This window comes from Microbulbifer mixtoriginis (SeqCode) (assembly GCF_052467515.1).
The window spans coordinates 4,189,675-4,201,387 of sequence record NZ_CP174314.1 but is presented as its reverse complement, the minus strand read 5'-3'; the positions used below and the strand labels follow the sequence as shown (position 1 = coordinate 4,201,387).

Here is an 11,713-nt window from a genome sequence, read left to right as displayed (position 1 = left end):
AAATATCTCGGGGACTTTCGTGGGGAAGATTTAAATAAGCCACAACGAAAAAAGGCCGACTCTTTCGAGTCAGCCTTTTGGAATTGGTGCCCAGGAGAGGACTTGAACCTCCACGACCGTTAGGTCACTAGCACCTGAAGCTAGCGCGTCTACCAATTCCGCCACCTGGGCAAATCAACGTGTGCTCCGTTGAGGACGCGAACTATAGAGATCTGCAGGGGGAGTGTCAACGGTTTCTTAGCGCTTATTTCAACATTTTACCCAAAGGTCTGGAAATGTGCTGAAATCGCTTATAATGCGTTCAACAGCGGCGAAACATTGAACAAAAACTCTCTACCTCCGCCGTCTGCCTTTGACCGGATAACCTCCGGAAGCCGCCTCAATGGGCGGTTATCTCAACAACGGATGCTGTTTTGACACACAAAAATACTTCAGGCCCCCTCAACGCTGACCCTCATGCCCAGCGAGAGGCGGAAAAATATGAAAAGCCTATCCCCAGCCGAGAATATTTGCTGCAACTTTTGGAGCAGCAGGCGGAACCGGTGCCCTGGGAATTTGTTGCCGACCTTCTTGAATTAGAAGATGAAGACCGGCGTGAAGGGGTGCGCCGACGCCTAATCGCCATGTCCCGAGATGGCCAGATTGCCAGCAATCGCTCCGGTGATTTTGGTGTGCTGGACAAAATGAGCCTGGTTCGTGGCCGCGTTATTGGCCACCGCGACGGTTTTGGTTTCGTTGTGCCCACGGATGGTGACGGCGATTTATTTTTGTCCCATCGACAAATGCGCAAAGTCTTTGACGGTGATGAGGTGCTGGTGCGGGAGACTCCCGGCGGCTTTCGCGGCAAGCGTGAAGGTGCCGTGGTTCGGGTAATCAAGCACAATACCGAACAGCTGGCTGGGCGCCTTTACCGGGAAAATGGTATCTGTTTTGTGCGGCCCGATAACCCCCGCGTGAACCTTGATGTGATGGTAGCGGCAGAAGATGCCGCCGGTGCTGAACACGGCCAATATGTCGTGGTAAAAATTGTCACACAACCTGGGCGTGACCGCGTACCTCAGGGGGAAGTGCTGGAAGTGCTCGGCGATCATTTGGCACCGGGCATGGAGATCGATGTCGCGATCCGCAACTATGGCATCCCCCATATCTGGCCCGCGGCCTTACAGACGGAAGTGGATGCCATTGCCGATGAAGTGCTGGAAGAGGATAAAAAAGCGCGGGTTGACTTGCGCCAATTACCCCTGGTCACTATTGATGGTGAGGATGCCCGCGATTTTGATGATGCAGTTTACTGTGAGCTTTTGCCCGACAATAGTTGGAAGCTGCTGGTAGCCATTGCCGATGTGTCTCACTATGTGCGCCCCGGCTCGGTGCTCGATGAGGAGGCCCACAGCCGTGGCAACTCGGTTTATTTTCCCGACTTTGTCGTGCCTATGCTGCCGGAGAAATTGTCTAATGGGCTCTGCTCATTAAATCCGGAGGTCGACCGCCTTTGTATGGTGTGCGAGATGCACATTGATCGCAGCGGTGAAATTACCGATTACCGTTTCTTTGAAGGTTTGATGCGCAGTCATGCGCGTCTGACTTATACCCAGGTAGGGCAGGTATTAGAAGAGCGGGACAATCGCGATAGTGGTCTGCGTAAGCAGCTCGCCGCACTGGTTCCACATCTGGATAATTTGCACGATTTGTACCTGGCGTTGCGCAGTGCCCGCGATCGGCGTGGGGCGATAGATTTTGAAACCACCGAAACCCGTATTCTGTTTGACAGCGAACGCAAAATTGAGCGCATAGTGCCGGTTACCCGCAATGATGCGCACAAACTGATCGAAGAGTGCATGTTGGCGGCCAATGTTTGTGCGGCGGATTTAATGGAGCTGTCGGAATTACCGGCTCTCTATCGCGTGCACGATGCCCCGAAAGAAGAAAAACTCAGCAACTTGCGCGAGTACCTCGGTGAGCTGGGATTGCGACTGCCCGGTGGCTCCGAGCCACAGCCCGCGGATTTTCAGGCGTTACTGGAGCAGGTCGAGGGCCGTGCGGATGCCCATATAATTCAAGTGATGTTACTGCGTTCCATGAATCAGGCGGTCTATCAGCCGGAAAATCGCGGCCACTTTGGTTTGGATTATCGCGCCTATGCCCATTTCACCTCGCCCATTCGCCGCTATCCCGATTTGCTGTTGCATCGTGCCCTGCGCTGGCTAATTCGCAATGGCAGTGCCAATGAAGCCGCAGTGGTGCAGAAGGTGTACAGCGTGCCGGGCGCCAGACCTATCGATCGACAGCAGATACTGCCCTACGATATGTCGGCGATGTTACAGCTTGGCGAACAGTGTTCCATGACCGAACGTCGTGCTGACGATGCTACCCGCGATGTGGTTAGCTGGCTCAAGTGCGAATATCTGCAGGACCATGTGGGTGAGGTTTATTCCGGCGTAATCAGTGCGGTAACGGGGTTCGGTTTATTTGTCGAGCTTAATGACCTTTTTGTTGAGGGGTTGATCCATGTGACCGCGCTGCCAAAAGACTATTACCGCTTTGAACAGGCGCACCAGCGTTTAATCGGCGAACGCAGTGGTAAACGCTACCACCTCGGTGACTCAGTTAGCGTTCAGGTGGCGCGGGTCGATCTTGAAGAGCGCAAAGTAGATTTTATCCTCGAGGAATTGGTGCCGCGTCAAAAAGCCTCCCGTGCTAAGAAAGAAACGACTAATGTCAGTGCCCGCGCGATGGAAATGGCTGTGGAGCATCAATTGGAGCGGGAGCGACGCAGCAAGCAGAAAAAAGACAGCAGCCGTAAATCACATACCAGCCCCTGGGGAAAGCGCGCAGAAACCTCAGCGGAAGTAGCGCCTATTCGCAAACGTAAGGTCGGCTCCAAAGAAGCGGTACCTGTCGGAGAGCTGACGGAGGATAAGCCCAGTACGAGCAAGAAAAAATCAAGCGAGGATGCCGACAAGCAAAAAACTGAGGCGCCGGCAAAGCGTCGCGGAAGCAAGCGCACTCCCACGCGCAAAGGCGGTAAACGCCCAGCGGTAGCTGCGCGCAAGGCTGCACAGAAAGCAGAAAAGGCCAAAACGCGTAGCGGCAAAGTTAAAAAGAAGAAGAAAGCTTCTTCTACCAGTAAAAAGAAAAAGTGATCGAGGCATAAGTTGAGCCAAGAATTGGTATATGGCCTGCACGCGGTGCAGGCTTTGTTAAAGGGTTCCCCACAAAATGTGCAGGAGTTGATGCTATTGCGTGGGCGCAAAGACCAGCGCTTGCAAAAAATTATTCAGCAGGCGGAAAAAAATGATATCGCACTGCGTTTTGTCGACCGTCGCACTCTGGATGATAAGGTGGAAGAGGGCGCTAATCACCAGGGGGTAATCGCTCTTTGTGCGAGTAAAACCCAGGTTCTGGATGAGAAATTTCTGTTTGGCATGCTCGAAAAGCTGGACCAGAAAGGTGAGGCGCCATTTCTCTTGGTCCTGGATGGCGTGACCGATCCCCATAATTTGGGTGCCTGCTTGCGCTCAGCGGAGGCTGCCGGTGTGCACGCGGTGATTGCGCCCAAGGATAAATCCGCAGGTTTGACCCCGACAGCCCGCAAGGTGGCCTGTGGTGCGGCTGAGGTTTTACCCTTTGTTACGGTGACCAACCTCGCGCGTACCCTACAGCAGTTACAGCAGGCTGGAGTGTGGATTTTTGGTGCGGCAGGAGAGGCTACTCAGGATGTCTACCAGTCTCAGTTGACGGGTCCTATGGCTTTAGTGATGGGTGCCGAAGGCAGTGGCCTGCGCCGATTAACCCGGGAGCACTGTGATCATTTAATTAAAATTCCGATGGCCGGTGAAGTCAGCAGCCTGAATGTGTCTGTTGCCACCGGTGTTTGTCTATTTGAAGCGGTGCGTCAGCGCAGCGCCTGATTTATTCCTTTTTTTTGATTTGTAAGTCCTGGTGATTACTGATGCCGGGACTTGCAGTATCTCGGCGTAGCGCTTCACACGCAAACCTCTTTTTCCCCTCTATTTCTACTATTCACTGCTAGATTTTTTCCACTGTCACACAGCAATTTTACTGTGCAGCTTTCTATTTCACGCCGCAGGTGAAAAATTTGCGGGTAACTTTCCTTTGATATCCGGGAGTAGCGGTTTGTACGCCTGGCCCCAAAAATTACTGCGACGACGATCGCGTAATGCTCGTTTTGCTGAGTTGATACATCCACATATTCGCCAACTTTATCGTATGGCCTTTCGCTGGACAGGGAATCGCGAGGAGGCTGAGGACCTGGTACAGGATGTTTTGGCAAGCCTGCTGACGCGATCTGTAGCACTGGAAAAAATTCAGCGCTTAGGTCCCTGGTTAATCAAGGTGCTCTATCACCGCTATGTGGATCTCTACCGCCGACGCCGAAGCTCCCCCATTGATGAAGAGGTTGATTGGGAGACGGTGGCAAGCGGCACGCCAGAGAAGGGACTTTCTTCTCAGGTGGAAATGCAGCGCATTTTACTGCAGGCGCTATCGAAACTAGAGGTCGACTGGCGCGATACGGTATTGCTGCACGATGTAGAGGGGTACTCCCTGCTAGAGGTGGCAGATATTTTGGGCATAAGTGTGGGCACGGTGAAATCACGCCTACATCGTGCCCATAAAAAATTAAAAAAATTGCTCAGTGAGGGAACTATTAGCGAGGGTCATCCGTGTTAGTAATCAGAGGAAAAGCCAATGCTGAAATATGACGCTGAAGATTTTTCCAGTGAGATGTTGTTACGTCACCAGCTCCGCGCCCTGCCGGTTGAGAACCCTGGCGATGACTTGGAAGAGCGTATCTTAAAGTCTGTCCTCATTGGGCAGGAAAGCAGTCAATCGCCTTCTTTATCAAAATTATTTTTTGACGAATACCGGCGAGTGGGACAGTTGGCTGTAGCTGCGGGTTTCTTCGTGGTCGTGACATTGGGAGTGATACTGACATTCTTAAAAGATACCCCGATGGATGTTGGGGCTGGTTATGCGCAGCAAGATGTCGAAGGCACTATCAGGCGGCCAGTGCACCTTTTACTGCACAGCAGTCGCCGGATGCCGGGGGCACTAATCAGGGTCGTCTTACCGGAAAATATGCAACTTGATGGTTATGCGAGCAGTCAGGTGTTGCAATGGCAAACGGATATTGCTGCAGGAAGTAATCGCTTGTCGTTGCCGGTGAAAATCCTCGGTGAAAATAGCACGGGGGAGATATTGATCGAAGTGGAATACGGTGGGGTGAGCAAGCGACTGCGTCAACGATTAACGCACTTGTGAAGCCGGCCGCAATGTAGGGTTCGATAGCAATTTTTGTCACAACCTAGAGGTAACCAAGCGATGTGGAAACAGAGATTATTGGCGGCGGGTGTCGCTGCAGCAGTTATGTATAGCGGCCCTTTATTGGCGCAGGAGGCACCAGAAGACCTGGATGTCACTCTCACTGTGGTTGAGGAGGGGCAGGATGCGCAAGATGTGGTGAACAACATAGAGCTTCCGCCGGATATGCAGGAGGTGGCTGAGGAAACCATCGCGGCGGTAATGGAAGCAGTAGCGGCTACTGGGCAGGGAGCCGAACATAGTGAGGAAATTGAAGCAAGGATGCGTGAGGCCCTCACACGCCACCAGGAGTTGATTGCCAATGCGCGTCTCTCAGCAGAAGCGGCCAGGGAGGAAGCTCTGCGCACCGCTGAAGTAGCCAGGGAAAGTATCGAAGAGGCCGTTAAGAGTGCGATGAACGGTGCAGATATACAAGGCGTTATCGAGCAAGTGATGCAGGATATTCTTTCTAGTCTACCTGCGGATATTCGCGACCAGATTTCTATGGAGCTTGATGGAATGTTTGAGCAGGCTCAGGACAATTTACCCGATGGGCCAGATGCCTAATTAATTGGCATTGCAAAATTTATGACAGGGAATGTTTAGAGGTAATCCACAGTGCGAAATGGGCGAATCGGAATAGTGCTAATTACGCTGTTGGTGTTGATATCACCAGTATCAATAGCTGCAGAGTTCTTCAGTGAGGCTACGGAGGCTTTCAAGCAGGGAAAATACCGTAGGGCGCTTAAGTACTTTGAAATTGAGCGTGAGTCTGGCAATAACTCTGCAAAGCTCAGGTATAACATTGGCGTTACCTTGATGAAACTAGAGCGTTATTCGGAGGCCACGATATATTTTCTCGGCCTCCTGAATAATGCCCGCTGGAAGGATTTGGCCCGTTATAACTTGGCCATTGCCGCAGAGCGAAGTGATCGAGAATTGGTCGCACTTAAACATTACCGTATTGTGCGAGCAGGGGCGGCTACAGAAAAGCTGCGGGACATGGCTGCGCGCCGTCTGCGCTTATTGGCAGAGGATCATCGCGGCGAGCGTGAGAAACCCTGGCTGGCCACTGTCAGCCTGACGGTGGGCAATGATGACAACGCCTATGCGTTGCAAAATGAACTACTGGAAGAAGCCTCGATTGGGGATGACAATTACGCCGAGCTGTTTGCCTGGGGTCAATACCGCCTCAAGGGAACTGCTGGGAGTGGCTGGCGGGTGCAAGGTTACGGATTTGGGCGCAAATACAAGGAATATGACAATCTCGATCTAGCCAGCGCCAGGGCGGGATTATTCCATGATCGCCGCCTGTTTGGTTGGACTGCAGAGATGGGATTTGCCGTCGAAATGGTGACCTTGGGGGGGGAGCCTGTCACACAGCAAGCACGGCTGTTGGGTAAAGTTTCAGGGAATTGGGGGCGCTCCAGAATTGTTTTTTCCTATAGCCCAGGTTACTACTTTGGTGGCGAGGATTATGCTTATTTGGATGGCTGGCGTCAGTACTTTGACTTGAGTTGGCAGCGTTCATTATTTTCGACCGAGGCGAAGTTGTTTTATCGATTCGATTACAACGATCGTGAAGGGCAGGAGAAAGCAGAGGGGGATTATTATAGCTATTCACCTGCTCGTCATACTCTTGGAGGCACCCTGGTTTGGATACCTTCACCAAGATGGAATATATCCACAGGGGTGGAGTATCGCAGTAGCCTCTATAACGAAAGCAATCGTATTACCGATAGCCAAGGCGATGTGGATCTCTATTTTAGGGAATCCGATCGAATGAGATCCTGGTTAGGAGCAAAGCTTCGTATTACCCCAAATCTCCATGTTAATGGGAAGTACCAATATATTGAAAATGAGGAGAATCGGGATTTCTATACTTACGACAAAAGTGAATATAGTTTAGGGGTCGGTTATAGTTTTTGATAGCTGAACTATTAAATCGCTTGGGGGCAAGGATGGCTCCCCCAAGCGCATCTGAAAATTTATAGTGAGTATTGAGAAGTTTAAGTTATTACTTTTCGAGATTATTGATCTTTTTTATTGGATATTGGCGCCCAGGTTATTTAGATAGTTATAGTCCAAACTGTGTTCAAAGATTTGTTTTGGATATTTTTCTTGGAATAACTTATTGGTCATGTTGCTATAAAGCGCATAAGTCGATTGAAATAAAGCAGGTCCCCAGCTTAGCCTACGAATTCCGGCTCTCCAGAAATGGGCGGGCTCTTCCATACCGGCTAGCAGCATTAGATTGAGTGGCATACTAACTTCTTGTGTTAGCTTTTGTGCGTCCGCCAGGGAGGTTAAACCAGGAATAAATCCTCCGTTGGCACCGGCCTCCCGGTAATCGGACAACCTTTGCATCACTTCTTTCAGTGGATCCTGGCTGTTCTCAGCACTGTTCAGGTAAATATCGGTCCGCGCATTAATAAAAAAGGGTCGCGCCTTTAACGTGGAGCGAATAGCCAGGATTTTTTCACGCAGCAGTTGTGGGCTTTCCTTGCCATCTTCGATATTGATACCGACTATGCCAAGATCACATAAAGTTTTTACTAGCTCGGCGACTTGCCTGGGATCAGAGCTGTAGCCATCCTCAATATCAATGGATATCGGGACGCGGGAAACCCGCAAAATGCGCTTAACGGCGCTCAGGTGTTCCGATATTGGCATGCTGCTGCCATCGGCATAACCCAGTGACCAGGCCACAGCGGCGCTACTGGTAGCTAAGGCGGGAGCGCCGGCTGCTTGGCAGAGCTGTGCGCTAGCGGCATCCCAGATATTAGGAAGGACTAAGAGTTGGCTGCCTTCATGCAAAGCGTTGAATTGTTCGAAGTAATTAATGGCCATTAAATTTCCCCATGCGACGATTTATTGATCGAGTGATTGGGGTAGAAAATTACTTCGAGCCTTTTCTAACTTCTGGCCAAAAACGGAAGTGAACAGAGTAGGCGTTACTGTGTATGAGGGTATTACTGCGGCAGAAATTAAAAGGATTAGTAGAAAACTAGGGGTTGAGCACTTGAAGATATCCGCTGCCTTGGCGCCATACTTTGGATGGCGCCAAGACCTGTATCCACTCAGTAAGAGCCGGCCGGGTGCTGAGTCAACCAGTTGTCCACCTCGGCGATAATCGGGCGTGGATTTTTTATCCAGCTTAGGTGGGGGTTGCCTTTCGGATAGGTGGCAGCCATCTCACGGGTCTCGCCATCTACGATAGCAGCCAGTTTGCGCGCAGCCTTTACTGGTGCAAAGGGATCTCCGGCCAGGGCGATATGAAGAGTGGGTTGGCTGTTGGGCTTGTGTTTTCCAAAGCGTTTTTCTGGAGCGAAGCGCCCACTGAAAATAGAGCGGGCCCAGTCTTTCATCAGTTTGCGCGCTTCACGCCAGCCAAAACCCATGCGTGCGCCAGGGAAATAGCCGAGCAGACTCGAGGTGACACTCACTATTGAGGCAAAAAGTAAAATGGCGTACCTGTGCAGTCCGCTCCAGCTGCGGTGATCTACATGGCCGGAGGCGATGGTGACAACCCTGGCATTGCCGGTCAGGCCGGCACGGGCCGCGAGGGTGCTGGTTTGGCCGCCGATACTGTGGCCGAGAATCAGGGCCGGGCCTGCGGGGAAGGACTCTTCCAGCAGTGCCAGTAGTTGCGGGATAAAGGCAAATACCAGGTCATCGTAGCCGTAGTCGGCATTGCGGTTGGGTCTTGGCAGGCTTTCGCCGGTTCCCGGCAGTTCGGTGATGGCGGTGCTGTAGCCGAGTCGCTGTAATTCCTTCAACAAAAGATGGTAGCGATTGGCGGGAACGCCCATGGCGGGAATCACCAGGACTAGTGGGCCTTCGCCGTTGCGAACGGTGGTGACGGGCACCTGGAAGGCGCCAAAGCTAAGGTTGTGCGTTTCTTGGGGCATGGTACTTCTCCCTACAGAGGGAGGCACTATATGCCAGCTCGCTGCCACAAACCCATGACCAGAACGCGCAGTTCAGTGGCTGAATCTACACAAAGGCAGGGTTTCGTTGGACTAAGGCCCAGGGTGGAACGGGTGGCTGAGGGAGCAGTTGGAATAATTAGTTCACTTGTCCCCGAGCTGGAGAAGACACTGCCCTCAAATAATTGATCAACTTGCAAGCAATCCCGCAACTGCCTAGAATACGCCGCCCGCAATGGGCTCGGTCTATCCGCGCCCGTTGTACTCCTTGCCTTACCGGGCTGTCCGGAAGGCTGATTAACCCGTAAGGAGCTAAAATGCGTCATTACGAAATTGTATTCCTGGTTCATCCGGACCAGAGCGAGCAGGTACCCGGCATGGTGGAGCGTTACACCGCTGCCATCAAGGACACTGGCGGTGAAGTACACCGTCTGGAAGACTGGGGCCGTCGCCGTCTGGCTTACCCGATCAACAAGATCCACAAAGCCCACTACATTCTGATGAATGTTGAGTGCACCGAAGAAGCTCTGGAAGAGCTGACCACCAACTTCCGTTACAACGATGCGGTTATCCGTAATCTGGTAATCCGTGAAGATGAGGCGATCACCGACGAGAGCCCGATCATGAAAGCGGAAAAAGAAAGCCGTGAGCGCAAAGCTGCCCGTGCAGAGCGCACCGAGCGTCGCGAGCGCGCTGAAGAAGAGCAGTCCTCTTCTGACGCCGCAGAAGCTTCTTCCGATAACGCTGAAAGCGAAGAGTAAGGGGATTATCAGATGGCACGTTTTTTCCGTCGTCGCAAGTTCTGCCGTTTCACCGCCGAAGGTGTTAAGCGTATCGACTACAAAGATCTCGATACCCTGAAAGCCTACATCTCTGAGACTGGCAAGATTGTTCCAAGCCGTATCACCGGTACCAAAGCCAAGTATCAGCGTCAGCTGGCCTCCGCGGTCAAGCGCGCGCGTTACCTGGCCCTGCTGCCGTACACGGACAGCCACGAAGCCTAAGCCGCAGTTTGCTTAGACTCATTAATAGAGAAGCTATCTAACTATGCGCGCCGTAGCTGAGTTTATTATGCGCGGGCGCGTGCGGGCGGTGATCCTCACTATGGTGGGGATACCGCTGATAAGCCCGGCAATCCTCGCTCTAGTGAGTTTGCGCCGCGGCAGCAGTGAAGGCCTGATGGTTTTGGCCTGGGCACTGTTGCCGATCGTTGTTATGGGCATGAGCGGTCATGTACCACCACTGGTGACCGGTATTTCCGCCGGCCACTTTGCCGCAGTATTCTGCGGCGCCGTGGCACTGCGCAGTAGCCGTTCATGGGTCGCCGCATTGTTCACTTTAACAGCGGCCTCGGCGGTGGGTATTTTGCTCACCTCTGCCTTCAGCGGCGGTTTGCTCCAGGGCTTTATGCAAGCGCTCGAAAGAGCGGCAGAGCAGCCCAATACGGTTCCGATGGAAGAACTGAAGCAGGTGTTCTCAGGCGAATTGCAGATCACTGGATATCTGAGCCTGATATCGGCGATGAGCGCCACACTGGCTTTGGTTCTGGGGCGCTACTGGCAGGCGCTGCTGTACAACCCCGGCGGTTTCCGCCAGGAGTTTCACCAGTTGCGTATGCCGGTATGGCTGGCGGCACTGAGTATGCTGCTGTGGGTGGTGAGCCTGGTGACCCCGGGTTACGCCTTCTGGGGCGCAGTGATCGCCTTCCCCATGGTGGTTGCAGGTATCGCCCTTATTCACTGGCTAGTCGCCAGTCGCGGTTGGGGGATTGGTCCCCTGGTGGCGATGTACGTGATGCTGGTGATTGGTGGCTTGCCCCTGGCTGGATTCCTGTGTGGTTTGGCTCTGGTAGATAGCTGGATAGATATTCGCGGGCGCTCCGCAAAGTAGGCGCGCTCTGCACAATACAGAAATTGAGGAAACCGAGATGGAAGTTATTCTGCTCGATAAAGTAGGCAAACTGGGCAACGTGGGTGATCGCGTTGAGGTTAAAGCCGGTTTCGGCCGCAACTTCCTGCTGCCTACTGGTAAGGCAATTCCGGCTACCGCAGCCAATGTTGCTGAGTTCGAAGCCAAGCGCGCTGAACTGGAAGCCGCTGCAGCTGCCAAAATGGCAGAAGCTGAGAGCCGCGCTACCAAGCTGGCCGACCTGGCTGTAACCATCGCTGCCAACGCTGGCGACGAAGGCAAACTGTTCGGCTCTATCGGCACTCGCGATATCGCAGACGCAATCACTGCTGGCGGTGTTGAAGTAGCCAAGGCTGAAGTGAAGCTGCCGGAAGGCGCTCTGCGCGAAGTGGGCGAGTACGAAGTAGACGTACAGCTGCACTCCGACGTGACTGCTGTAGTTAAAGTCGTTATCGAAGCCGAGTAAGGTTTTGCCGACAAGCAGTTGGTGCCACAGGCGCCAGCCGCGCTACAATCGGGCGCTGCACCCTACCGGGTCAGCGCCTGTTTTGTTT

At 52.8% G+C, this 11,713-nt stretch carries 12 protein-coding genes and 1 tRNA gene; 10 read left to right on the top strand and 3 right to left on the bottom strand.

Annotation, left to right across the window (positions count from 1 at the left end):
* Positions 1–84 precede the first annotated feature (84 nt).
* Positions 85–171, bottom strand: a tRNA-Leu gene (locus tag ACJJIT_RS18160).
* Positions 172–413: 242 nt separating this feature from the next.
* Here ACJJIT_RS18160 and rnr point away from each other — a divergent pair.
* The 6 genes from rnr to ACJJIT_RS18130 all read left to right on the top strand — a co-directional run bounded on the left by rnr (position 414) and on the right by ACJJIT_RS18130 (position 7,251).
* Positions 414–3,143 carry a ribonuclease R gene (gene rnr, locus ACJJIT_RS18155; protein WP_444899251.1) on the top strand — a complete coding sequence of 910 codons (2,730 nt, stop codon included), beginning with the start codon at positions 414–416 and terminating at the stop codon, positions 3,141–3,143.
* 12 nt (positions 3,144–3,155) lie between these two features.
* A complete protein-coding gene (gene rlmB, locus ACJJIT_RS18150) occupies positions 3,156–3,911 on the top strand; it encodes a 23S rRNA (guanosine(2251)-2'-O)-methyltransferase RlmB (protein ID WP_252084243.1) in 756 nt (251 codons plus the stop codon).
* 226 nt (positions 3,912–4,137) lie between these two features.
* Positions 4,138–4,692: an RNA polymerase sigma factor gene (locus ACJJIT_RS18145; protein ID WP_444899250.1), complete on the top strand. Its 555-nt coding sequence runs from the start codon at positions 4,138–4,140 to the stop codon at positions 4,690–4,692.
* Positions 4,693–4,710: 18 nt separating this feature from the next.
* Positions 4,711–5,283 (top strand): hypothetical protein, encoded by a 573-nt coding sequence (locus ACJJIT_RS18140; protein ID WP_444899249.1) that lies wholly within the window; start codon positions 4,711–4,713, stop codon positions 5,281–5,283.
* Between the two features lie 60 nt (positions 5,284–5,343).
* Complete coding sequence (locus ACJJIT_RS18135) at positions 5,344–5,889, top strand: hypothetical protein (RefSeq protein ID WP_444899248.1); 546 nt, start codon at positions 5,344–5,346, stop codon at positions 5,887–5,889.
* A gap of 51 nt (positions 5,890–5,940) precedes the next feature.
* Positions 5,941–7,251, top strand: a complete 1,311-nt coding sequence (locus ACJJIT_RS18130; protein WP_444899247.1) for a tetratricopeptide repeat protein — start codon at positions 5,941–5,943, stop codon at positions 7,249–7,251.
* A 114-nt stretch (positions 7,252–7,365) separates the two neighbouring features.
* Here ACJJIT_RS18130 and ACJJIT_RS18125 read toward each other — a convergent pair whose 3' ends face one another.
* Positions 7,366–8,172 carry an isocitrate lyase/PEP mutase family protein gene (locus tag ACJJIT_RS18125; protein WP_444899246.1) on the bottom strand — a complete coding sequence of 269 codons (807 nt, stop codon included), beginning with the start codon at positions 8,170–8,172 and terminating at the stop codon, positions 7,366–7,368.
* Between the two features lie 230 nt (positions 8,173–8,402).
* Positions 8,403–9,233: an alpha/beta fold hydrolase gene (locus ACJJIT_RS18120; protein WP_444899245.1), complete on the bottom strand. Its 831-nt coding sequence runs from the start codon at positions 9,231–9,233 to the stop codon at positions 8,403–8,405.
* Between the two features lie 335 nt (positions 9,234–9,568).
* Here ACJJIT_RS18120 and rpsF point away from each other — a divergent pair, with 335 nt between their 5' ends.
* The 4 genes from rpsF to rplI are packed head-to-tail and all read left to right on the top strand — an operon-like array spanning position 9,569 to position 11,625.
* Positions 9,569–10,012, top strand: coding sequence for a 30S ribosomal protein S6 (rpsF, locus tag ACJJIT_RS18115; protein ID WP_252084250.1), 444 nt, complete (start codon positions 9,569–9,571; stop codon positions 10,010–10,012).
* A 12-nt stretch (positions 10,013–10,024) separates the two neighbouring features.
* Positions 10,025–10,255, top strand: a complete 231-nt coding sequence (gene rpsR, locus ACJJIT_RS18110; protein WP_108731487.1) for a 30S ribosomal protein S18 — start codon at positions 10,025–10,027, stop codon at positions 10,253–10,255.
* A 43-nt stretch (positions 10,256–10,298) separates the two neighbouring features.
* A complete protein-coding gene (locus tag ACJJIT_RS18105) occupies positions 10,299–11,141 on the top strand; it encodes a hypothetical protein (RefSeq protein WP_444899244.1) in 843 nt (280 codons plus the stop codon).
* 37 nt (positions 11,142–11,178) lie between these two features.
* Positions 11,179–11,625, top strand: coding sequence for a 50S ribosomal protein L9 (rplI, locus tag ACJJIT_RS18100; RefSeq protein ID WP_444883547.1), 447 nt, complete (start codon positions 11,179–11,181; stop codon positions 11,623–11,625).
* Positions 11,626–11,713 lie beyond the last annotated feature (88 nt).

What these genes read in the sequence shown, in the direction of transcription:
- ACJJIT_RS18140 (WP_444899249.1), top strand. Translation starts at nt 4,711, where the DNA reads ATGCTGAAATATGACGCTGAAGATTTTTCCAGTGAGATGTTGTTACGT.
- ACJJIT_RS18135 (WP_444899248.1), top strand. Translation starts at nt 5,344, where the DNA reads ATGTGGAAACAGAGATTATTGGCGGCGGGTGTCGCTGCAGCAGTTATG.
- ACJJIT_RS18125 (WP_444899246.1), bottom strand. Translation starts at nt 8,172, where the DNA reads ATGGCCATTAATTACTTCGAACAATTCAACGCTTTGCATGAAGGCAGC.
- ACJJIT_RS18120 (WP_444899245.1), bottom strand. Translation starts at nt 9,233, where the DNA reads ATGCCCCAAGAAACGCACAACCTTAGCTTTGGCGCCTTCCAGGTGCCC.
- rpsF (WP_252084250.1), top strand. Translation starts at nt 9,569, where the DNA reads ATGCGTCATTACGAAATTGTATTCCTGGTTCATCCGGACCAGAGCGAG.
- rpsR (WP_108731487.1), top strand. Translation starts at nt 10,025, where the DNA reads ATGGCACGTTTTTTCCGTCGTCGCAAGTTCTGCCGTTTCACCGCCGAA.
- ACJJIT_RS18105 (WP_444899244.1), top strand. Translation starts at nt 10,299, where the DNA reads ATGCGCGCCGTAGCTGAGTTTATTATGCGCGGGCGCGTGCGGGCGGTG.
- rplI (WP_444883547.1), top strand. Translation starts at nt 11,179, where the DNA reads ATGGAAGTTATTCTGCTCGATAAAGTAGGCAAACTGGGCAACGTGGGT.